Origin of the sequence: Fibrobacter sp. UWB13 (assembly GCF_900177805.1) — a bacterium.
Lineage (GTDB): Bacteria > Fibrobacterota > Fibrobacteria > Fibrobacterales > Fibrobacteraceae > Fibrobacter.
In genome coordinates, this window is sequence record NZ_FXAX01000002.1 from 263,368 (window position 1) to 285,583 (window position 22,216).

The window sequence follows — 22,216 nt, forward strand, 5'->3', positions numbered from 1 at the left end:
GTTATCAGTCATTAGTCACTGGTCATTAGTCAAAACGTGGCGGCTTCGCCGCATTACAACGAACGAAAAAAGTCAGGTGATGAGCCTGACTTTTTTTATTGCATAAAAATTTGCCTTTTCCGGTTTACATCTGAAATTCTCAAGTCGATACATTCAGAGCAAGGGTCGAGAGCTTTCGCAATGAGGCTCCCGAAGCCCGAAGTATGCACTAGCTCTGCCGTTGTAAGGTCGGGCATTTTAGGGGATAGAATTCAGTATGGAAAACCAAACACAAGCCACCCAGAACACCACCCACTTCGTCACGTACGCCTACTCCAAGGATTTCCACGGCAAGAAGCCTGACTACGCCGTCGATCACGGCGAAGGCATCGGCTACGACCTCCAGCTGGAATGCATGTTTTACACTACGAGCTTGGAAGAGGCCGAGCACGACATTCTCGAATACGCCAAGAATTACCCCAACAAGGAAAAACCGCTCTTTGGTTTCCACGTATTCGAACGCCCTGGCAACGCCTACATTATCACGACTCAGGAAGGTGCAATCGAACGGACGTCTGAACGTTGGTACAGCCCCGACGGCACGCTTGTAGCAAAGAGCGACACATCTACCGTGGCAAGCGATCCCGAAGAAAAACGAATGTTCAAAGGCTGGGAAAGTACTAATTTTAAAAAAGGCGATATCGTCGAATTCTACACGCCAAAGCGCCATTACGTTGCCTTGGGAATCGTGATTAGCGACGTTTGTCCGCCAGATGTAGCAGAGATGCTGCACGACAGACACGGCAACAGATGCGGATATGACGCAGACAAAGTCCGTATCGTCACGCCGAATTACAACGAGCAAGGCACATTCGGCATTGGCACGTCTCTCAAGTATTCAAGAATCAGCGTCCACACCGTCAACGTGTTTAAGCCGAGTTTGCCCTTCGCTAAGACGGACGAAATCATGCTGCGATTCGTCGAAGAAACCGAACGCAGGAGAGTCGAAGCGCTAGAACAAGTCAGTCAAGAATTATTGAAAGAAAAGCAACAGAAAGAAGCGGAAGAAAAAGCTACTCCACGCGTTCAAGAATAATCAGCGCGCGGTCCTGAGAGCTGTTCGGGATAGTGTAGAAATGCTTTCCGATAAACTTGTAGCCGAAATCTTCAGGGTAGAACGTCTTGAGTTCATCGGCTACTGCAGGACCCTTCATAAAGAACACGCGACCACCGACCTTGAGAGAATTCGCAATGCGCGGGAGCGTCTTTTCCATGAGTTCGAAAGCACGGCTAATCACACCATCAACCGGGATGGTCATGCTGCGACTCGTGACTTTATGACCGAACACGTCAATTCCCTTGAGACCCATCTTTTCGATGACCATGTTAAGGAAGTTGATGCGGTTCGGGCGAGGTTCGCACAACGTAAGTCGAATGGACGGATTCACAATCTTAAGCGGGATTCCCGGGAAACCAGCACCGCTACCGACGTCAATCATGCGGGCTGGCCACTTAGGCACGTAAGCGTTGATGAGCGTACAGTCGGCGTAATGGCGTTCCACCATCGTCTCAAATGCATTGAGGCGAGTCAAATCCTGGTCATCGTTGTTCGCACGGAGCAGCTGATGGAATTCCCAAATCTGCTTGAGCGTCGGCTCTTGGAGTTCCACACCGTAGTAATGCAATAGCTTGTCGAGCCCTGCAAGCGAAGGCGTCACACGCTTTCCGTTGAAAAGCGGGAACTCCGTACGCGGAGCTTTCATGTGCGGGATAAAATCCTTGCCAAGCGCACTAGCGCCACTGCGAGGTTTGGAATTTTTGGACCAAGAAGAATTTGCCATATTCCAAATTTAAAAAAGTTTTTTCAATAAAAACTGAAACAAAAACGCCTCTCATGCGTGTATATATAGCGGAGGTTCCTTTTGTTCAGAATACTTTTAGCTTTCGCGCTCACATTTTTTACGGTCATTCATGCACAGGCGCCATTTGACGCTGCCCAGGTTTTCGAATGGTGGGACGACGGCATCATCACGCCCGAAGAGGCCGAAGAAATTTTTTCGAGACTCGAAGAAGAAAACAACGATGAAGCATGCCTGCTCGCCGAAGTCTATGCGCAAGAGCCCTGCATAAAGCCCGCGCAGCCCAAAGCAAAACCTTCGCAAAATGCACAGAAATTGCCAACTATAGTTTCGCACGGCTACGTTTCGTGGAAAGGCAGGTACAATTCCGACGGGCACTTGAAAAAACACCGCGAAGAATTGCAGCTTCAATTCTACTATTTCAAATTGAGGCTTGGTTCGCAAGAGCTTTTGTCCTACCACCGAGACAACTTCGAAGCGCATTTCGGACAAGTTTCCACAACCGAATTTCACAGCCACATTCCGCTAGACACGTTATGGGGCGCCACACTCCTCTACCCCATCAGCAAATTCAGGTTCGGAGCATTCATTGACTCCAGCAAGACGTTCAACGCCCGCGTCACCTTCAAACCCAACCGCGAAAACGAACTTAACGCCACATTCTGGAAATTCCCTGAAGCCACCGCACTTGCGCTACAGGCCCGCACCACCCTCGGGCAAATCTCTGCATGGTACCAGTTCGGGCAAGACCGCCCACTCGTCAAAGTCCAACTGCAAAGCAGCAAGAACTGGATTTCATGGAAGACCACAGCATACCTCCACGGCGACAGCATTCCACAAGGGCTCAACTTGAGCAAAGGCATCGCAGAAAACTGGCTTTGGGCATCCCAAACCGTTTCCGCAAAATGGCCCGAAGCATTGAACACAGCGTTTTCCATCAAGGCACGCATCTTAAGTCCCATTGCATCAGACTCCATAAAAAAAGACTCCGTGAGCGCCCGTTTCAAAGCAACATTTACCTCCGGTCCTGAACGATTCCGACCAAGCTTAAGCGCGACTTGCCTCGAAGCAAGCGACAACTGCCGCACAACCGAATGGAAAGGTTTCATCGAATCTGCATGGGAGCAGTTTTCATTCAAAGCAGGCGCGAATTTGCGCTACAACCGCACCAACAGCACCAAGCTCCCCAAAATTGAACTCGGAGCCACCTACCACGCCAGCTCCGCCACTGCCAAATTGACCGTTGCATTCCCCGAAACCACCCCTGTAAACGGCATTTCCGTCCAAAACGAGGTCAAATTTGACGCCGAACCACTCGGCTGCGACTTCGTGTTTGCGTTCAAAAAGACCAAAACCAAGCCGTTCAAGCCAAATTTCGCCCACATCCAGGCCATCCTCAAATTTTGAGACATTTTACCCCAAAACACCCCTTGTATACAAGCGTGGACACAATTGTAACCACAAATTTTTGGAATATTCTAATCTATTTGCTGTAAGAAATCTATTATTAATAATACCCAAACACTCTCAGACTCCTTTAGGTTACCTCCTTTGCCTGAAGGAGTCCTTTTTTTTTATCTTAGGGATATGTTTTACATCGCTGCAATTATCGGATCTATTGTCTTTTTGCCCTCCATCGCACTGAATATCGCCCTTGCGCTCGGGGCGCCGCTTGGCATGTACGCCATGAACGGCCGCCACAAGGTCGTGCCGCAGGAGGTCCGCAAGGCATTCATTTTGCCGATTATCATGCAATTTGTGGCGCTTTTCACGATTCTCAGTGCCGGGCACGTGCTTCCGGAGACTATTCCGTTCGGGATTGTGCGCATCCTCGCCTTTTTCTACGCTGTTTACCTGACGTTCTACACCGCAACGGTATTCTTTAGCCTGAGTGCTCAGGAACGCCACGTCATGGGACCGCTCGCCATCGCCTCGACCATCTGCTTTTGGATTGTCGCAGTAGGAACGATTCAGTAGGAAGTAGACGAGAGACTAGAGAAAAATGGATAGCGAAAAACAACAACCAAAGCACAATTATCAGGTCGACCTGGACCGAATCATCCGCAGACTAGAGCACACAGGCGAAGTGCCGACGCTCTTGTTGCATGCGTGCTGTGCACCGTGCAGCAGCTACACGATTGAATACCTTTCACAATATTTCAAGATTACGCTTTTCTATTACAACCCGAACATCGCGCCCGCCGAAGAATACCTGCATCGCGTGAACGAAATCAAACGTTTTGTCGCTGAATTTAAGACAAAGTACCCAGTTACGCTCGTCGAGGGCGAATACGACCCGAAAAAATTCTACGATGTCGCCCGCGGACTCGAGAAAGAACCCGAAGGTGGCAAGCGCTGCCGCAAATGCTTTGAGCTCCGCCTAGCCGAATCGGCGAAACTCGCCAAGGAACTCAACTGCGACTACTTCACGACGACGCTCACCATCAGCCCGATGAAGGACGCCCAGGTGCTCAACGATGTCGTGCAGGAACAATGCGACATCTACGGCATCAAGCGACTCCCGAGCGACTTCAAGAAAAAGGGCGGTTACAAGCGTTCCATCCAGCTCTCGCACGAATACAACCTTTACCGCCAAAATTTCTGCGGGTGTGTCTACTCCATGCGCGAAGCGGAGGAACGCGAAGCGAAAAAAGAGCGTGACATTTAGAGCGTTATTATTTATACTTTTATAGAATGCACAGAATATGGATATACGCAATAGTCATCTTAGGGGCTATCGTCGCTAGCGCATGCAGTGACGATGTTACCGAAGCACACGACGAAATCGCTGATACCCATGACGACCCGCCTTCTGACGCCATCGAAATTATTGAAGTTAACGACAGCACGTCTAACAAAAGTTCTTCCAGCATTTACCGCACCACAAAAGCAAACCTTTATTTTTCAAATAAAGTCGAAATAAAAAGTTCATCAAGCGAACCATCGTCATCGAGCGAGGAAGCCGAATCTTCGAGTAGTTCCAAGCCCGCGCCAAAGTCATCCAGTTCGCAACCAAAGTCCTCAAGCTCGGAGCCGCCCGCCAGTTCGAGCAGTGAAGAAAGTTCTAGTTCCGAGACGCCCAAGTCCAGCGCAGCGCTCCGCTTTTACGATTGCGACCAATACGACTGCGTCACCATGGAATACCTGAATCCAGATGTTTCTTACGGCGAAATGCTCGACAAGCGCGACAACCAGGTTTACCGCACCCTCGTCATCAGTAACCATGTGTGGACTGCGCAAAACATGAACTATGAAATCGAGAGCGAAGAGAACGAAGATGTAACCAGCTGGTGTTACGACAACGAACCTGAAAACTGCAAAAAATTTGGTAGGCTCTATACTTGGGAAGCGGCAAAAAAAGTTTGTCCTGAAGGTTGGCATTTACCCACCGAAGATGAATGGCAGGAACTCATCGCAGAGCACTCCTGCGATATTGTGATAAAAGACGGAAATCCACCCGTATATCGTTGCGCAGGGACAACACTGAAAGCAATTGACAGCTGGGGAGACGGCCTCGAAAACACCAACGAATACGGATTTTCCATCGTTGCCGCAGGGATCGTAAACTCAGGGGCCTTCATGAACAAGGGTATAACGGGCTACCTGTGGGCCTCAACAACACAATATGAATCTGAATCACTCGCAACCCTAGTCATATTTGAATATAACGAAGATTACACAAGATTCGTATTGACAAAACCAAACTCCGGGCTATCCGTCCGTTGCGTCAAAGGGGCCGCCGAGTAAGACGAAAATAAATTTCGCCCGCACTCGCGTTTTCTATCTTTAATCTTATAAACTTTTTAACCCCATAAGTTCCATTATGTACGATCCTCGATTTTTACCCATTTGCAAAGAAGACCTGGACGAACTCGGTTGGGATTACGTTGACGTGATCATCATCAGCGCCGACGCTTACGTGGACCACCCTTGCTTTGGGCATGCGGTTGTCGGGCGACTTTTGGAACATGAGGGTTTGCGCGTAGCAATTTTGCCGCAGCCGAACTGGCGCGACGACTTGCGCGATTTTAAGAAGCTCGGGAAACCGCGACTTTTCTTTGCGATTTCGAGCGGCATGGATTCCATGGTGAACCACTACACCGCTGCAAAGCGCCTCCGCAGCGACGACGCCTTTACGCCGGGGAACAAGGCCGGATTCCGCCCCGATTACGCAACTTACACATACGCAAAGATTTTAAAGAAGCTCTACCCCGACGTGCCGCTACTCATTGGAGGTCTCGAATCGAGCCTTCGCCGCGTGACGCATTACGATTACTGGAGCAACAGACTCAAGCCGAGCATTCTTTTCGATACGCAGGCCGACATTCTCGTTTACGGCATGGGCGAAAAGCCGCTCAAAGAAATCGTTCGCTTGCTCAAAAAAGGCGTCCCGTTCTCGAGCCTGAATTCTGTTCCGCAAACTGCCTACTTGGCGCCCAAGGGAAATGTCCCGAAGAACAGCAAGTGGGAAGACTTGCGTTTGTACAGCTACGAAGAATGTTTGGAAAGTAAGAGGAACCAAATCGAAAATTGCCGCAGGGTGGACATCGAATGTAACAAGTGGTTCCAGCACCGTATTCTGCAAGATGTCGCCGAACAGACCGTGGTGATCAACCCCGCGTACCCGCCGATGGAATATGGCGAGCTCGACGAAAGTTTTGAATACCCCTACGCCCGCGAACCGCACCCGCGCTACAAGAAACGCGGCAACATTCCGGCGTTCGACATGATCAAGTTCAGCATCAACACGCACCGTGGCTGTTTTGGCGGTTGCAGTTTCTGCGCCATCAACGCACACCAGGGCAAGTTTATCGCAAGCCGTAGCCGCGAAAGCATTCTGCGCGAAGTCGAAATCGTGACAAATATGGAAGGCTTTGCCGGAACGATTACAGACCTCGGCGGCCCCAGCGCGAACATGTACAATATGCGTGGCCGCGACCCAAGCCGTTGTCAAAAGTGCGCCCGTGCAAGCTGCCTTACGCCCAAGATTTGCGACAACATGGACACGCACCACGCCGAAATCTTGAGCCTTTATCGCGAAGTGCGCAACCACCCGAAAGTGAAACACCTGTTCATCGGAAGTGGTGTCCGTTACGACATGCTCTTGCAAGAGACCGATGACGAAGAACTCCGCAAGGACCACGAAGAATACGCCCGCGAACTCATCGACTACCATGTGAGCGGTCGCTTGAAGGTTGCACCAGAACACACAAGCGATGCCGTTTTGAAATTGATGCGCAAGCCGAGCTTTACGCTGTTTCACAAGTTCAAGGAATTCTTTGACGACGAATGCAAACGCATCGGCAAAAAGCAGCAGCTGATTCCGTACTTTATCAGTAGCCATCCAGGATGCACCGAAGCCGACATGGCTGAACTTGCACTCGAAACAAAGCAATTGGGTTTCCAGTTGGAACAAGTGCAAGACTTTACACCAACGCCGATGACCATTGCGACCGAGATGTTCTACGCCGAAATGACGCCGGACGGAAAGCCGCTCTTTGTCGCAAAAACACCCGAAGAAAAAGCGAACCAGAAGCAGTTCTTCTTCTGGTACATTCCTGCAAACCGCCCGCACTTGCGCGAAGTCTTGGAACGCCTCAAGATGGGTAAAGTCAGCCGCTTGCTGCTGAGTCGTACTGCAATGGCTGAGGGCAAGGAATACTTCCCGAGCAAGGAACGCGAAGAAAACGAAGACTTCCGCAATCGTGAAATGCAAAAACGCGACGAGCGCACAAACGCATTACGCCCGAAAAAAGAGAAAGTCAAGAATCGCTGGCGAGATGAAGGGTACGAGCCGCGTGACAACCGCTTTAGCGAAAGTCGCGACCGCTTCGAACGCGAAGGGGAACGCCAAGAACGTCGCGGATTCCACAGCGAGCGCCGATTTGATGACCGCAGAGATTTCGATCGTAACGAGAATCGCCGAGACTTTGACCGCAACGGGGAACGCCGAGGAAATGTATTCGAAGACCGCCGCGGGAACCAGCAGAATGCGCCGTTCCGCGAGCACCGCAATATCGAAGACAAGAACCGATTCAACAGCGGCGAGATAAACCTCGCCAGCCGCCGTTCACACGGAAAAGGTTTCAAGAAGCCAACGTTTAAGAAGTAACGGCGAAACGCCCTTACGGCTCATTTAGGAGTGCGCAAGCACACTCCACCACTCCCCCTTGGTGCGTTCGACGGAGACTTTGAAACCTGCTTCATCGAACCACTTGAGGATGTAATCCTTTTCGACTTCGAGCTGACCGCTGATGATCAGTTCACCGCCTTCGGCGAGCAAATCTTCGATGTCGTCACGGAGCGGCCAAAGCTCGCTGCGAATCATATTGCAGAGAATCACGTCGAACTTCGTTCCATCCTTGAAAGCATCCAAGAATCCGAGCACGCAGTCGCTTTCACCAAAACCATTGCGTTCAAAGTTTTCCGCAATGCAGGGAATCGTGAGTGGGTCGATTTCCGTACCCACAGCAAGGCTTGCGCCCTTGCGACGAGCAAACATCGCCAAGATGCCCGTTCCCGTACCGATGTCGAGAACAGCCTTACCCTTGAAATCAATATTTTCCATGAGCGCAGCACAGCTACTCGTCGTTTCGTGCTCACCCGTACCAAATGCAGTCTTTGCCTCAAGTTCCAAGACAACCGCTTCAGGATCTTCCGGCGTGAACTCCACCCAAGGTGGACGCACCCAAAGGTGCTCGCTCACAGCCACCGGCTGCGCACGGTCTCGCCACCACTTGTCCCAATCCTTTGCAGGCTCTTCGGTGACCTTGAAATTGTACTGCGGAAATTCCGCAACGATGCGGTCGCGTTCCGCCTTGTCGCCCGTGTAAAAACAGAACTCCGTGCGGCCAGCGGTCACCGGGTCGAGTTCTTCGAGCGTCGCAACACCCGCCTCGAAAAGCAGGTAGCTTGCAATTTCATATTCTTCATCGGGGCAGTTGCCCTCAGCCTTGTACCAAGTTTCAATTTTCTGCATAGTTTAAATTTATGAAAATTAGCGGCACCGCAAATCCGCACACAAAATGCAACTCCTGAAAAAGTGATATATTTACCATAGGTCATCCTGAGCAACGCGAAGGATCCAGTAAATTATTTAAAAGTAACTGGATTCTTCGGCATCCGCCTCAGAATGACGATTAAGCCGAACACAATCATGCTTTACATCCACCAATTTCCAGACTGGACGCGGTTCCGCTTCGATTCTCCAAAGGTGCTCCAAGCGCTTGGGCAGACACGCCTTGAAGAAGGCAAGCTCATTGGAATCATGCAAATCTGCGGATTGAAGGACATCGAAGCCAAGCTCCTCGCCGAAGACATTGTCGCCAACTACGCCATCGACGGCTACACGTTGGACACGGCAAGCACACTCGCCGAAGTGGAACTCAAAAGCAAAGGTTCGCAAAACTACATCAAGAACTATATAGGCGCCATCCAGAACGCCTCGCAGCCACTCACCGAAGAACGCCTATTCAACTGGCATTCCGCGATGGGTCAGAACAAAGTCTTAAAGTTTCGCGAAGTTCCGAGCGAAGTGCAAACGACCATCGACGAAAAGCAACTCCATTTTGTAGGCCCGAACCCGGAACGCCTCCAAAGCGAAATGGAAAACTTTTTATCGTGGTTCGAAAGCGCAAATATAGATGGGGTGATTAAAGCCGCAATTGCACATTTCTGGTTCATCACGATTCGCCCCTTCGCCGATGCAAACGGCAGACTCGCCCGCGCCATCACGGCCATGCAACTTGCACGCACCGAGAACACGACACATTGCCAGTACGCGCTGAACAAACAAATTAACAATCACAAAAGCGACTACTTCAAAATTCTCGCACGAACACAAGCCGCAAGCGGTGACCTCACCGAATGGATTTTATGGTTCCTGCAAATGATGCGGGACGCCATCAAGGATAGCGAAGAACTTTTCGCTCCTGAAATCAGCCGCATCCAGTTCCGCAGCGCCCACGCAAACGACACGTTCAGCGCCCGCGAACAGCAGCTCATCGACGAAATCATGGCAGGCCGTCTCGCGCAACCATTCACCGCAAAAGAAGCCGCCGCCCTCTTCAACGCAAGCCACGACACCGCCCTCCGCGAAATACAGAGCCTCATGGACAAAGGAATCCTCGAGACGAACAAAAAAGGCGGTCGCAGCATGCGATACCGCCTCGTCAACAGTTGACAGCCATTAAATCTTAAAATCAAAAAAGTCGCGAGGCATTTAACCCGCGACCTTTTTAATTTCGTTCAAACCATTAGCCAACAACCATTGACTAATAAATGAATGGGCATGGAGGCCGTGCACCTAACGACGCACGGCCGATGTTGTTTATTAATAAATAAACAACATCTCGCGATACTTTGGCAGCGGCCAAAGTTCGTTCGGCACAATCTTTTCAAGGCCGTCCACTTCCTTGCGGAGAGCGGCAATCGCATCGACAATGCCTTCGTGGAGTCCACCGAGCGCCTTTTCCATCACGTCAATTGCGGCGAGCAAGCGGTTCATGCCTTCGCCAAGCGATTTGGCGTAACCGTCAAGACCCGGGAAGCCCTGGTTGAGAGCCATTTCGTTTGTCTTGAGAGCCTTGGAGTATGCTTCGACAACAGCAGGCAAAATGATATTCTTCGCCATGTCGCGGGCGATTTCGCCTTCGATGTGGATGCGCTTGTGGTAATCTTCCACATTCACTTCGTAACGGGAAACCATTTCGGCACGGTTCATCACGCCATACTTTTCGAAAAGCGCAATATTTTCGTCCTTCGTCAAAGCCTTGAGCGCTTCCATAGAAGTACGGATGTTCGGGAGGCCGCGCTTTTCCGCTTCCTTCACCCATTCTTCAGTGTAGCCGTTGCCATTGTAAAGAATGCGCTTGTGTTCCTTCACGATTTTTTGCAGAATCTTTTGCAGGCCCGTGTGGAAGTTCTTGTCATCAAGCTTTTCGAGCTGCTCAGAGATCATGTCGAAAGCTTCAGCGACAATCGTATTCAGAACAACGTTCGGTTCAGAGCAGCTCTGGCTAGAGCCCGGTGCGCGGAATTCAAACTTGTTGCCCGTAAATGCAAACGGCGAAGTTCTGTTGCGATCCGTAGCGTCACGCGGAAGCGGCGGGAGCGTATCGGAACCAAGCTTCATCGCGCCAGCCTGCTTGCTGGACTTCGGCACGCCTTGTTCGAGCTGTTCAATCACGTCCGTGAGCTGATCGCCGAGGTAAATGGAGATGATTGCCGGAGGAGCTTCGTGAGCACCGAGACGGTGGTCGTTACCAGCACCTGCGCAAGTCATGCGGAGCAAATCAGCATGCGTATCGACAGCATACATGATGGCACAAATAGCAGTGAGGAACACGGCATTCTGGTGCGGGTCCTTACCCGGATTGAGCAAGTTACCCTTGCCGTAAGAAAGGCTCCAGTTGTTGTGCTTACCAGAACCGTTCACACCTGCAAACGGCTTTTCGTGCAACAAGCATACGAGACCGTAGCGGTCAGCCACGTTGCGAAGCGTTTCCATCACGAGCATGTTGTGGTCGCAAGCGAGGTTTACTTCTTCAAAGAGCGGAGCAAGTTCGAACTGAGCCGGAGCCACTTCGTTGTGACGGGTCTTTGCCGGAATGCCAAGCTTCCACAGTTCCTTTTCCACATCGTTCATAAAGTTCAAGATGCGGCTCGGGATGCTGCCAAAGTAATGGTCATTCATTTGTTGGTGCTTTGCAGGAGTTGCACCGAAAATCGTGCGGCCAGCCTGGTACAGGTCCGGTCGTTGCAGATAAAATCTCTTGTCGATGAGGAAGTATTCCTGTTCGGCGCCGAGCGTAACAGTCGTCTTCTTCGGACCGGCCTTGAAGCAAGTCATGAGGCGGCGAGTCGACTTGGAAAGCGCTTGCAAGCTGCGGAGGAGCGGCGTTTTCTTGTCGAGAGCTTCACCGGTGTAGCTGCAGAATGCCGTCGGGATGCAGAGCGTCGCCCCATTGCCGTGACGCTTGATGAAAGCCGGAGAAGTCGGGTCCCAAGCGGTATAGCCGCGAGCCTCGAACGTGGAGCGCAAACCACCACTCGGGAAGCTCGAAGCGTCCGGTTCGCCCACAATCAAGTTCTTGCCGCTGAAAGCCATAATGGCCTTGCCACCAGACGGTTCAATAAAGCTGTCGTGCTTTTCGGCCGTCGAACCCGTCAAAGGCTGGAACCAATGCGTAAAGTGCGTTGCGCCGCGATCCATCGCCCAGCGCTTCATAGCGTGAGCGACATCGCCTGCAATGCTCGGATCAAGAGCCACGCCCTCGTCGATCGTTGCGAGTAACTTTTCGCAAATGTCCTTCGGGAGGTAGGTGCGCATGGCATCGGCATTGAAAACGTCTTCGCCATAGAAATCGACATTCGCAGGAGCGGCAGGCATCACAGCACTCACCGGAGCAGTTGCGATATCGTAGATGGCCTTATTACGACTATTGTTCATTTTTTACCCTTAATGTCTTCTCCGTCTTGTCATCCCGGACTTGTTCCGGGATCACCATTTCAGAGATTTTTAATTAACAAACTTAAAACTAGCAATGCTTTTACCCCTTTGCACCGTACAAAATCGCCTATTTTCGCCTCATTTCATTACATTTTTGTAAAATTATATCACTTTATTACATTTTTGTAAAACAAGAACGCAAATTATTACTATATTAAACACGTTCATCTCTCCTAGAGCTGCGTCGGGCAACCGCAAGCCCGGCGCAGCAACAGAGATTCCCCGAAATGCCAAATGGATATTGAAGCTCTTGAAAACACGACTTTCGCGGCCATAGTCGAGAAAATCCAAAAGGTTCGCAAGCGTGGCGAGCTTTTAGAGAGCATTCACGGGATTTTAAAGAGAAATTTCGAAGCCGTCGAAGCGGAGCACCAAATCGAATGCCAGAAAATCCGTAACGTCATTGAAGGCATTCCAGGCGAGCTCATCGGCAATACGCGCGAAATGCGCGAAGTGAGCAAGCTCGTCCGCCAAATCGCCCCCACCGCCGCAACAGTCCTTATCCGCGGCAAGGCAGGCACCGGCAAGGAATACGTCGCCCGCAGCATCCACGAGCTCTCGGAACGCAAAGAAGCTCCTTTCGTAGCGCTCAACTGCGACGCCCTCACCGAAGGCGCGAACTCTTTCGAAAGCGAACTCTTCGGCTTTGAGCGCGGTGCATTCACAGGCGCCACCAACCGCCACATCGGCAAGGCAGAACAAGCCAACGGAGGCACGCTCTTTCTAGATGAAGTCGCTGACTTGCCGCTCCCCGCACAAATCAAGCTTCTGCAATTTATTCAAGAACAAAGTTTCAAGCGCCTCGGCAGTAACATCGAGCAGCGCTGTAACGTACGCCTTATCGCAAGCACCGGCAAGAATCTCGAAGCCATGATGCAACACGGCACGTTCCGCGAAGACCTTTATTACCGTCTGAACATTTTCCAGATTTCGCTCCCCGAGCTCATCCAGCGCAAGACGGACATTCTGCTTTTAGCAGACCATTTCATCGAAAAGATGAATTACAAATACGGCAAGAAAATTTTGCGCTTAAGCTCACCCGCCATCGACATGCTCATGAGCTACCATTGGCCCGGTAACGTACGCGAACTCGAAAACTGCATCGAACACGCATGCCTTGCGACAACCGATGTCTGCATTAACGCCTACGATTTGCCGCCCACGTTGCAAACCGACGTCACGTCAGGAACGTCCGTACTCCCCGAAGGCAACAGCCCGCTCGCCACGCTGATGGACAGCTACGAACGTGAAATCTTAAGCGAAGCACTCCGCCGTCATGACGGTAACATGAGCGCCGCTGGGCGCGACCTTTCCGTAAGTCCGCGCATGATGCTATACAAAATAAGGCGGCTAGGAATAGCCGCCTCGAACTAAGCAAATTGTCATTCCGGCCAAAGCCGGAACATCAATCAATTATCTCACAAGAGCGATGCCGTAAACCGGGAGAGCATCCTTCGGAGCATCAATCTTTGTGACCTTCTTGCCGTCATACTTATAAAGGCCACCCTTAGAGCCACGGTCTCCAATGTAGAGGACGCCGTCAACATCGTCAAAGACGAGAGAGCCAGACACATCGCTCACATCAGAAACAGTCTTCACAGACTTTTCAGAGAGATTAACCTTAGCAAGAGGAACATCACCCCAAGTCTTATACACTGCTGCGTATGCAACGCCATCCGGATCAACAGCAAATGCATAGACACCACCGCCAAGCTTCTTGCCGTCAACAACCATCGAGGATTTCTTCTTAGCGAAGTCTACGACTTCAATGCCGCGAGCATCATCGGCATCCGTACCATAAGTTTCATTGTATTCACCCTGAGAAGCCACATAGAGTTTGCCATCAGCAAATCCCATTGCAGTCGGATTCTTCTTAGCAAGCTTAATCGTGTCAAGGAGTTCACCATTGCTGAGCTTGTACATAGCCAAAAGACCCGGAACCTTGAATGCATAAGATTCAGAACGCTGGAAGAGAGCAAACAACGTATCACCGCTCACATCAAGATCAACAAGGTTCGGAGTCGTAGCCTCCCCCTGATTGAACTTATTCGTCTTAACAGTCTTTGTGACCTTGCCATCCTTGACAGCAACCTTCACAATCTTAGCAGCACCTTCCAATGCCACCCAGACTTCGTCCTTGTTGGCCTTCACGACATCGCTCGGATTCTCGCCGTCTTCAAAGTCAACCTGCCACGATACCTCATTTTCCGAAGCATCAACAAGAGCAAGGTTGTCAGCACCGAATCTTTCGAGCACGAAAAGATTTCCATCAATTCCAATAATTTTAGAGTCTTTATGGAACTGAAGAGACTTATCAGAAATTCCATCTTCGTTAACCCAACGAAGTTCTCCAGACTTCGAATCAGCGCCGAACACATAGACCGAAGCCGGTTTGAGAGGATCGTCATCGGCAGAAGTAGAGTTGTCCGAGCAAGCCGTCATATAGAGGGCAAGGGACGATGCCGTTGCAAGCATGAGGAATTTTTTCATAGTTGTTCCTTTTTATGTTTTTCGCAGACAATGTGAATTACAGATTTTGCAAGTCCCATTCTGCGCGGGGTTTAAAACCCCTGTGTTAATGTTAATTTGTACTCTCGCCCTGGAGTCGGGAATGAAATATATGGATTTCTATACGTTTCATCCGTCAAATTCCGGAGCGCAAAGACAAGTCGTGTTTTTGTAAAAGGTGTATAGCCCAACGCAAAGTGGTGTAAATCTACAGAAGGCTGCTTGATGCGATTGGCACGGTCATCAAAGATTTCAGTACGATATTCCGAAGTCCACGTAAAATCAAAGTGGTACGGCAAGTCAAATCGCGCCTCGGCATAATATGAACGCGCAGGTTCATTCGGGAGAACCTTACCATTGTAATAAGGTTCATCGCTTCGATCTTCTGCATCCTGGAACGTCGCACGCAAAATCACAGAGAGCCATTTTTTAGGCTTGCTTTCGAGTTCCGCTTCAAGTCCACGCACATGCGATTCACCAACATTCATCGGCTTTGAAAAACCTGCACTTACCAACCAATAAATCCCGTTATCGACTTGAGTTTCAAAATACGTCGCCCGAATTGCGGTATTGCTTTTCGGAATCATGTAATAGCCACCGACTTCAAAACGCAAAGCCGTTTCATCTTTCAAATCAGGATTCGAGAGCATCCCCGGATAAACACCATAGAGTTCCATCAACTGCGGCATACGAGCAAAGCGGCCAAAGCTTACGTTGCCACCGTACCTAGAATTTGGAGCATCATAACGTACAAAGCCGCGACTTGTCCAAGAAACGCTTCGAACATTCTCCGTTTTCAACGTTTTCGCCGTCGTCGGCTGCACAAACTTTCCACCATGCACATCGTCTTTAACAATCGACGCCGAAGCTTCACCACCAACAGAAAGATTCTTAATAATATCATAGGACACATCGCCAGAGATATTCGTCGCAATACGCATCAAGTTCCATTTGCTCGACGAAGTTCCTCTTTTTTCGTAATAGGCAGCATCCATAGACAAACGCACATTGGCATCAAGACGTTCAGCAGAATAACTTGCAACAATCTCAGGAACAAGAGTATAACCCGCAGCGCCATATTCCTGAACACCCGGCAAATCATAGCCCAAATGGTCCAGCGGATAATACGAATGCGAAGTCGCCTTTTCGTACTTTCCCGTCAACGAGAGTTCCAACCAAAGCCAGCCGAGCAACTGCGGAAGTTCTGCACGATATGTTGTCTGCGCAAATTCGCCCTTGTAGCCCGCCACAGACGTCTGGTAATCATCACGTCCAGGGTTACCGCCTTCCGAACGGCTAAAGTTCATATTCAACGTCGAGAACACACCATTTGAATGCAGAACGCGACCCTTGAAAAGCCCAGAGTATTCCGTAAATTCCGCATTGCGGCGTGTGTCCTTGAAATCATCATTAGGGTTGTAAGGCGTTCCGTTTTGACTTTTAAATTCGTAATCGTTATCGCTGTGACGCGCCGACAAAGACGCACTCACCGAGGCGCTATCCGTCAAGCGAGATAGCAACTGCGTCGAAGCCTCCCACGTGTTGTGGCTGCCGTAACTTAAAAGCACACGACCCGACTTCTTTTCTTCAGGCTTGAGCACAGCTTCGGCAGGCTTCGAACCCTTTGTGACAAAGTTTATAGCACCGCCGATTCCGCGACCGCCAAATTTCGCCGGCACGCGATCCTTGTAGACTTCAATCTTTTCAATCTGATTCAAGTCAATCGAACCAAAATCAACCGCACCGCCCGAGGCATCGTTCAGCGGAATTCCGTCCATGCAAACGACAATATTTTTTGCCGAGACTCCGCGAATGCTCACCGTCTGGAAGCTACCGACACCGCCCTGGCGCGTGTACTGTACGCCCGGCAAAGACGCGAGGACTTCAGCCGCCGAAAGCGAACGGCCTTCCCACGCTTCGGGCAAAACTTCGGCATAGCTCGAAGACGCCTGCAAAGGCTTTTCAACACTCGTTGTCTCGTAAATCGAGGACTCGCCTAAATCTTGAACAAACTCTTCGGAAAAACTAGAAACGCTCGCAAGCAGTACGGCCGCGCACACGCGAACGCCCAAGAGACTGCCAGAACGACTGCACGCAGTCAAACACCCACGCAAACGCGTGGCTATGCAAAGCGATGTCTTTCGCACCGTTTAACAACCCGTGGCGCAAAGCGCCCGTTGTGCCTTACAGTTCTTCTGACTCGGGGATCACTCTACTTCCAGCCCCTTCACACCCACCTTGCGGCAAGCATTGGTTTATGCTGGTTTCGTCCTCCCTTACAGCGGCGAGACCGTTCCCGGCTTTCACGGGATTCTCTTATATCGCACCAGTGGTGACACGATACAGCGTTTTACCGCATAAGGCATTACCTATGAAAAATATAGCAAACAATTCAGGGCGCTGTAAACAAAACTTGTCATGCCCGTCACCGAACGGGCATCTCCCTTTCATGAAATCTTACTTTCGCGGTTTCCACTCCGCAAGGACCATGCCCGCAACAATGGCGACAGCACCCGCGATCGCGACCGACGTGATGCGTTCCCCAAGAGCAATGACCGCCGTAATAATTGTCACCAGCGGAATCGCGTATATATAATTGCTTGCCAAAACCGTCCCAAGTTGCTTTAAAACTTTATTCCAAATCAAGTAGCCAAACAGCGACGAGAAAACCGTGAGGCAAAGGAAGTTGAGCGACACGACAGGCTCCGCAAAGTTCTGCCACGGGACTCCGAGGAACCGCCCCGCACCCGCCTCGTTTGGAGCAATCGCGGTTTCGCCAAGCATAATGATTATTGACGAGAGCGCGCCATAGAAAAACATCTTTCGCGTTATAAACAACGTAGAATATTTTCCGTTGAGGGGCCGGACAATCAAGGAATAAATCGTCCACATGCATGCAGAACTGAACGCGAGCAAATCGCCCACCGGCGAAAGTTTTAGAATAAACTTTCCATTCAGCACCACAAGCACCATGCCGATAAACGTAATCACACACCCGAGAATCTGTCGCTTGCAAAGGCGTTCGCTTTTGTAAATGAGCCCGCCAAAAATCATCGTCAAAAGCGGATTCGTACAGACAATCAGCGACACATTGCTCGACGGCGAAATCGTAAGCGCCGTATTCTCCGCCCAAAAGTAAAGAGTGCAACCCGTGAGTCCACACAAGCACAGAATCAGCTCGTACTTCCAGTTTTCACAACGGAATTGTTTATGCGTCATCGCGAGCAGCAGCAAGTACGTCACCGTAAAGCGCAACGTGAAAATCTGCACCGCCGAAAAACCGTGATTCAAAAGCACCTTCGTGCTCACAAAACTCGTGCCCCAGAACGCAATCGTCCCAATCGCAAGGACATGCCAAAGCGCAAGACCGCGCGAAGCGTTTGCAGAAGATTCGAAAGCTTTAATCGGAGCCGGTTTCATCAACCGCAAAGATAGTTTTTTTCTAAAGCCGTCAATCTATAACGGTTGGTTCCCCATATCGCACAGGTTCCACACGATTTACATCTTTATTCGATAAAAGACAATCAATCGTTTCTCTCGTAGCTGTGCTAAGAATGACAGATCGATCCAATGCGGCATCCTCGCCTTTGCAAGTTTTCACAATTTCTTTGCAAGCATCCATTGAGACATCTTCCCAGCAGCCGACAACAATTTCAAGAGACACATCTTCAACAACCCAATGCGCCCCCGTGTAATCAAATTCCAGCTTTGTCGTATCATCGACATTGAACGTGTTATAAAAACCAACAATCAAGGAATCCATGGTAGCCTTTTGAATATCGCGAGCCCCTTTCATAAAGCAAATGCCCATGTCCAAATTTTCGGTATGGAGAGCGGAACAGCTTAGTGTTTCTACTCCGAAAGTTTCAAGAGATGCTCTTGCTTCTTTGTTCAACGAATAATCCGTAATAAGCCAAAAACGCCCTGCGGCTTGCGTCATAAGGGAATCATCGCCAAATCTTTTGACCACCGTTTTCTGATCTCGGGATTCCCAGACAATGCCTTCCGCCACTGTTTCATCCGCATCAAATGAGTTGTAGAATTCGTTAATCCGTGAATCGATAGCACTCTTCTGGACATCTTTTTCCGCCTTCATAAGGCAAAGACACATGTACCCCAAATCATCTCGGGAGGGACCATTATAGTCATACAGATAATACCGATAGCCTTCATAGCAACGTTGTCTGTATATTCCAATATTTTCAAGGGATTCTGTTTCTTTTTGGTTTAGGGGATCCCTCATCACAAGCCAAAAACGCCCCGCGGCCTGAGTTTTAACAGAATCGATGTCAGACATTTGGACAGCTGTTTTCTTGTCACCATTTCGAAAAACAATTCCTTCAAAACGAGATACCGAAGAAGATGAAACCGCAGTACTAGACGTAGCCTCAACCTCGCTACTTGAAGAAATCAAGTTTTCAGACGACAACGCATCACTCGAAGAAACCACACTGTTCCCAGACATTTCGCTAGACGATTCGTTAAACGTTTCACTGCTAGAGGAAATCGCAACAATAGCATCATTTATCGCAACGGAGTCGTCACTACATGCGACAAGACAAAGTGCCAAAACACTTGAGCAAAAAATATTTCTCGAAAAGCGCATTTTTCTTCCTTTCTTTGTTCTTAATTTACAAAAAAAACGCGAAACACGACATCTTTTCATAAAATAAACGGCATTAAAAACAAAAGAAGCTGTTCAAAATACACTTCACAGTTATAACGTTTTCCTATTACTATCTATAACTTTTACCTAATTTTGCCAATACTTTCTGTTTTTCCGCCATTTTTGGAAATCTTTTTACTAGACTACGCTATAGAATCTAACTATATTACACAACATAAAAATTTTATAAAGGATTCTAAAAAATGTCCAAGATCGAAACTCTTTGTATTCAGGGCGGTTGGCAGCCGAAAAATGGCGAACCGCGCGTTCTCCCCATCTACCAGAGCACCACGTTCAAGTACGAAACGACCAATGACATGGCCGACTTGTTCGACCTGAAGGCTTCCGGCTACTTCTACACCCGTCTGCAGAACCCGACCAACGACGCCGTCGCCAACAAGATCGCCGCTCTCGAAGGTGGTGTGGCTGCTATGCTCACGAGTTCCGGTCAGGCCGCAAACTTCTACGCCGTTTTCAACATTTGCGAAGCTGGCGACCATTTCATTAGCACTTCCGCTATTTATGGCGGTACGAGCAACCTCTTCTCTGTGACCATGAAGAAGCTCGGCATCGAATGCACGTTCGTGGACCAGGACGCCTCTGACGAAGAAATCGAAAAGGCGTTCCGCCCGAACACCAAGTGCGTCTTCGGCGAAACCGTAGCAAACCCGGCCGGCAAGGTCTTGGACCTCAAGCGCTTTGCTGATCTCGCCCACAAGCACGGCGTTCCGATGATTGTCGACAACACCTTCCCGACCCCGATTCTCTGCCGTCCGATTGAATTCGGCGTTGACATCGTGACCCATTCCACGACCAAGTACATGGACGGTCACGCCATGGCAGTCGGTGGCTGCATCGTTGACAGCGGCAACTTCGACTGGGAAGCAAACCACGACCGTTTCAAGGGCCTCACCGAACCGGATCCGAGCTACCACGGCCTCGCCTATACGAAGGCTTTCGGCAAGGGCGCTTACATCACGAAGGCAACCGCACAGCTCATGCGCGACTTCGGTTCTATCCAGTCTCCGCAGAACGCATTCCTCCTGAACGTCGGTCTCGAAACGTTGCACCTCCGCATGCCGCGTCACTGTGAAAACGCTCTCGCCTGCGCCAAGTTCCTCAAGAACCACCCGAAGGTCGCTTGGGTTAACTACGCTGGCCTCGAAGGCGACAAGTACCATGAACTCGCCCAGAAGCAGTTCAAGGGCGGCCTCCCGTGCGGCGTTCTCACGTTCGGCATCAAGGGCGGTCGTGAAAAGTCCATCCAGTTCATGGATAGCCTCAAGATGATTTGCATCGTGACTCACGTGGCCGACGCCCGTAGCTGCGTGCTGCACCCGGCAAGCCATACGCACCGTCAGCTCACCGACGAACAGCTCATCGAAGCAGGCGTTGCACCGGACCTGATCCGTTTCAGCGTCGGTATCGAAAATGTCGAAGACATTATCGCCGACCTCACGCAGGCTCTCGAAAAAGTGTAATCTGCAACTGAGAAATCTGCGATTTCACAAGTAAATTCTGCACGGCACCGCAAAAACGGTGCCGTATTTTTTTGACATTTAGTCACCATTTTTATATAGCCACGCACTGCGTATATGCCTATATTTAGGGCACCTCAAAAAGAAGGATATAACAATGCTTAATTTAATAAAGGCTGTTAGCCGCTTTTTATCGACATACACATCGCTTTTCGTCATCGCATGTGCAGTCATCGCATTTTTCATCCCCACGCTTTTTGGCTGGGTTCACGGCAACACAAGCTCGATTATTCTCGGCATCATCATGCTCAGCATGGGCCTTACCATTACCATGGACGATGTCCGCAACTTGATGAAACGTCCTGGTGATATTTTCCTCGGCGCCGTCGCGCAATACACCATCATGCCGCTCGTCGCATTCACGCTCACGAAGCTCTTTGGACTTGACCCGTATTTGGCCATCGGCATCATTCTCGTCGGTTGCTGCCCGGGTGGCGTTTCAAGCAACGTTATGAGCTTCTTGGCTAAAGGCGACGTGACCTATTCCGTAAGCATGACCATGGCAAGCACACTTCTCGCTCCGCTCATGACTCCGCTTTTGGTCCTTTGGCTTGCCGACACGAGCATCGAAGTGAACGCCGTCGGCATGTTCCTCAACATCCTTTACGTGACCGTCTTCCCGATTGCAATCGGCTTCACTTGCAACTACTTCTTCGGCAAGCGCGCTGGCTTCAAGGAATTCCAGGCAAACATGCCCGCCGTGAGCGTCATTGGCCTCGCATTAATCGTCGGTGGCGTCATCGTGACCGTTCGCCCGCAGCTTTTCGCGAACGGCTTTGGCCTTATCGCGCTCATCCTCGCTGTGGTGTTTTTGCATAACGGCCTCGGCTACGTACTCGGCTACAATGTCGGTCGTTTGTTCAAATTCAACACCGCCAAGAAGCGCACCATCTCCATTGAAGTCGGTGTGCAGAACGCAGGCATGGCAACAGTCCTTGCCGGCGCATTCTTCGCCAACCCGGAGAATCTCGCCCTCCACCCGGAAGCAGCCCTCTGCGTTGTGCCGTGCGCCATCAGCTGCGCCTACCATTCCATCAGTGGAACAATCCTCGCCGGCATCTACGCTCACATGGACAAGAAGAAAGCAGGGCAAGGGTAAAAACAGTTTAAAAACTACTACTTAGCCTCTCCAAAATAAATAGTACTTCCGCATACA

The 22,216-nt window shown here is 50.3% G+C and carries 17 protein-coding genes and 1 riboswitch; of the genes, 10 read left to right on the forward strand and 7 right to left on the reverse strand.

What is annotated here, in order from left to right; genetic code table 11:
• Positions 1–256: 256 nt before the first annotated feature.
• Positions 257–1,075, forward strand: a complete 819-nt coding sequence (locus B9Y77_RS10840; protein WP_085491636.1) for a hypothetical protein — start codon at positions 257–259, stop codon at positions 1,073–1,075.
• Here the strand turns inward: B9Y77_RS10840 and rsmG are convergent.
• Complete coding sequence (gene rsmG, locus B9Y77_RS10845; RefSeq protein WP_085491637.1) at positions 1,053–1,820, reverse strand: 16S rRNA (guanine(527)-N(7))-methyltransferase RsmG; 768 nt, start codon at positions 1,818–1,820, stop codon at positions 1,053–1,055. The two genes, B9Y77_RS10840 and rsmG, sit on opposite strands and share 23 nt — an antisense overlap.
• A gap of 81 nt (positions 1,821–1,901) precedes the next feature.
• Between rsmG and B9Y77_RS10850 the strand changes: the two genes are divergently transcribed.
• The 5 genes from B9Y77_RS10850 (at position 1,902) to B9Y77_RS10870 (ending at position 7,950) form a co-directional block, all read left to right on the forward strand.
• Positions 1,902–3,245 (forward strand): hypothetical protein, encoded by a 1,344-nt coding sequence (locus tag B9Y77_RS10850; protein ID WP_085491638.1) that lies wholly within the window; start codon positions 1,902–1,904, stop codon positions 3,243–3,245.
• 180 nt (positions 3,246–3,425) lie between these two features.
• Positions 3,426–3,815 (forward strand): hypothetical protein, encoded by a 390-nt coding sequence (locus tag B9Y77_RS10855; RefSeq protein WP_085491639.1) that lies wholly within the window; start codon positions 3,426–3,428, stop codon positions 3,813–3,815.
• Positions 3,816–3,840: 25 nt separating this feature from the next.
• Positions 3,841–4,506, forward strand: coding sequence for an epoxyqueuosine reductase QueH (locus B9Y77_RS10860; protein WP_085491640.1), 666 nt, complete (start codon positions 3,841–3,843; stop codon positions 4,504–4,506).
• A 26-nt stretch (positions 4,507–4,532) separates the two neighbouring features.
• A complete protein-coding gene (locus tag B9Y77_RS10865; protein ID WP_085491641.1) occupies positions 4,533–5,585 on the forward strand; it encodes a fibrobacter succinogenes major paralogous domain-containing protein in 1,053 nt (350 codons plus the stop codon).
• A 76-nt stretch (positions 5,586–5,661) separates the two neighbouring features.
• Positions 5,662–7,950 carry a YgiQ family radical SAM protein gene (locus B9Y77_RS10870; RefSeq protein ID WP_085491642.1) on the forward strand — a complete coding sequence of 763 codons (2,289 nt, stop codon included), beginning with the start codon at positions 5,662–5,664 and terminating at the stop codon, positions 7,948–7,950.
• A gap of 24 nt (positions 7,951–7,974) precedes the next feature.
• On the opposite strand, the gene B9Y77_RS10875 is transcribed toward B9Y77_RS10870, so the two are convergent.
• Positions 7,975–8,817, reverse strand: coding sequence for a 50S ribosomal protein L11 methyltransferase (locus B9Y77_RS10875; RefSeq protein WP_085491643.1), 843 nt, complete (start codon positions 8,815–8,817; stop codon positions 7,975–7,977).
• A gap of 153 nt (positions 8,818–8,970) precedes the next feature.
• Between B9Y77_RS10875 and B9Y77_RS10880 the strand changes: the two genes are divergently transcribed.
• The gene (locus B9Y77_RS10880) at positions 8,971–10,020 is read left to right on the forward strand and encodes a Fic family protein (RefSeq protein WP_254900009.1); all 1,050 of its coding nucleotides are present in this window, start codon (positions 8,971–8,973) and stop codon (positions 10,018–10,020) included.
• Between the two features lie 150 nt (positions 10,021–10,170).
• Here B9Y77_RS10880 and B9Y77_RS10885 read toward each other — a convergent pair whose 3' ends face one another.
• Positions 10,171–12,228 (reverse strand): glutamine synthetase III family protein, encoded by a 2,058-nt coding sequence (locus tag B9Y77_RS10885; RefSeq protein WP_176221764.1) that lies wholly within the window; start codon positions 12,226–12,228, stop codon positions 10,171–10,173.
• Positions 12,229–12,582: 354 nt separating this feature from the next.
• On the opposite strand from B9Y77_RS10885, the gene B9Y77_RS10890 reads away from it, so the two are divergent.
• Positions 12,583–13,722 (forward strand): sigma-54 interaction domain-containing protein, encoded by a 1,140-nt coding sequence (locus tag B9Y77_RS10890; RefSeq protein ID WP_085491645.1) that lies wholly within the window; start codon positions 12,583–12,585, stop codon positions 13,720–13,722.
• A gap of 39 nt (positions 13,723–13,761) precedes the next feature.
• Here B9Y77_RS10890 and B9Y77_RS10895 read toward each other — a convergent pair whose 3' ends face one another.
• From B9Y77_RS10895 to B9Y77_RS10910, 4 genes are all read right to left on the reverse strand, one after another.
• Positions 13,762–14,838, reverse strand: coding sequence for an NHL repeat-containing protein (locus tag B9Y77_RS10895; protein ID WP_085491646.1), 1,077 nt, complete (start codon positions 14,836–14,838; stop codon positions 13,762–13,764).
• A gap of 71 nt (positions 14,839–14,909) precedes the next feature.
• Complete coding sequence (locus tag B9Y77_RS10900) at positions 14,910–16,958, reverse strand: TonB-dependent receptor (RefSeq protein WP_176221754.1); 2,049 nt, start codon at positions 16,956–16,958, stop codon at positions 14,910–14,912.
• Between the two features lie 65 nt (positions 16,959–17,023).
• A riboswitch (cobalamin riboswitch) is annotated at positions 17,024–17,217 on the reverse strand.
• Positions 17,218–17,313: 96 nt separating this feature from the next.
• The gene (locus B9Y77_RS10905) at positions 17,314–18,276 is read right to left on the reverse strand and encodes a DMT family transporter (RefSeq protein ID WP_085491648.1); all 963 of its coding nucleotides are present in this window, start codon (positions 18,274–18,276) and stop codon (positions 17,314–17,316) included.
• 31 nt (positions 18,277–18,307) lie between these two features.
• Positions 18,308–19,426, reverse strand: coding sequence for a hypothetical protein (locus B9Y77_RS10910; RefSeq protein ID WP_254900010.1), 1,119 nt, complete (start codon positions 19,424–19,426; stop codon positions 18,308–18,310).
• A gap of 299 nt (positions 19,427–19,725) precedes the next feature.
• Between B9Y77_RS10910 and B9Y77_RS10915 the strand changes: the two genes are divergently transcribed.
• Together B9Y77_RS10915 and B9Y77_RS10920 are read left to right on the forward strand one after the other, a co-directional pair.
• On the forward strand, positions 19,726–21,003 hold the full coding sequence (locus tag B9Y77_RS10915) for an O-acetylhomoserine aminocarboxypropyltransferase/cysteine synthase family protein (protein ID WP_085491650.1): 1,278 nt from the start codon (positions 19,726–19,728) through the stop codon (positions 21,001–21,003).
• 154 nt (positions 21,004–21,157) lie between these two features.
• Positions 21,158–22,159: a bile acid:sodium symporter family protein gene (locus B9Y77_RS10920; RefSeq protein WP_085491651.1), complete on the forward strand. Its 1,002-nt coding sequence runs from the start codon at positions 21,158–21,160 to the stop codon at positions 22,157–22,159.
• The last annotated feature ends 57 nt before the right edge of the window (positions 22,160–22,216 follow it).

Excerpts from the sequence above, each read along its gene's own strand:
- rsmG (WP_085491637.1), bottom strand. The coding sequence starts at position 1,820 with ATGGCAAATTCTTCTTGGTCCAAAAATTCCAAACCTCGCAGTGGCGCT.
- B9Y77_RS10915 (WP_085491650.1), top strand. The coding sequence starts at position 19,726 with ATGTCCAAGATCGAAACTCTTTGTATTCAGGGCGGTTGGCAGCCGAAA.
- B9Y77_RS10895 (WP_085491646.1), bottom strand. The coding sequence starts at position 14,838 with ATGAAAAAATTCCTCATGCTTGCAACGGCATCGTCCCTTGCCCTCTAT.
- B9Y77_RS10885 (WP_176221764.1), bottom strand. The coding sequence starts at position 12,228 with ATGCCTGCCGCTCCTGCGAATGTCGATTTCTATGGCGAAGACGTTTTC.
- B9Y77_RS10905 (WP_085491648.1), bottom strand. The coding sequence starts at position 18,276 with ATGAAACCGGCTCCGATTAAAGCTTTCGAATCTTCTGCAAACGCTTCG.
- B9Y77_RS10920 (WP_085491651.1), top strand. The coding sequence starts at position 21,158 with ATGCTTAATTTAATAAAGGCTGTTAGCCGCTTTTTATCGACATACACA.
- B9Y77_RS10860 (WP_085491640.1), top strand. The coding sequence starts at position 3,841 with ATGGATAGCGAAAAACAACAACCAAAGCACAATTATCAGGTCGACCTG.
- B9Y77_RS10855 (WP_085491639.1), top strand. The coding sequence starts at position 3,426 with ATGTTTTACATCGCTGCAATTATCGGATCTATTGTCTTTTTGCCCTCC.
- B9Y77_RS10880 (WP_254900009.1), top strand. The coding sequence starts at position 8,971 with ATGACGATTAAGCCGAACACAATCATGCTTTACATCCACCAATTTCCA.
- B9Y77_RS10890 (WP_085491645.1), top strand. The coding sequence starts at position 12,583 with ATGGATATTGAAGCTCTTGAAAACACGACTTTCGCGGCCATAGTCGAG.
- B9Y77_RS10875 (WP_085491643.1), bottom strand. The coding sequence starts at position 8,817 with ATGCAGAAAATTGAAACTTGGTACAAGGCTGAGGGCAACTGCCCCGAT.
- B9Y77_RS10870 (WP_085491642.1), top strand. The coding sequence starts at position 5,662 with ATGTACGATCCTCGATTTTTACCCATTTGCAAAGAAGACCTGGACGAA.
- B9Y77_RS10865 (WP_085491641.1), top strand. The coding sequence starts at position 4,533 with ATGCACAGAATATGGATATACGCAATAGTCATCTTAGGGGCTATCGTC.
- B9Y77_RS10840 (WP_085491636.1), top strand. The coding sequence starts at position 257 with ATGGAAAACCAAACACAAGCCACCCAGAACACCACCCACTTCGTCACG.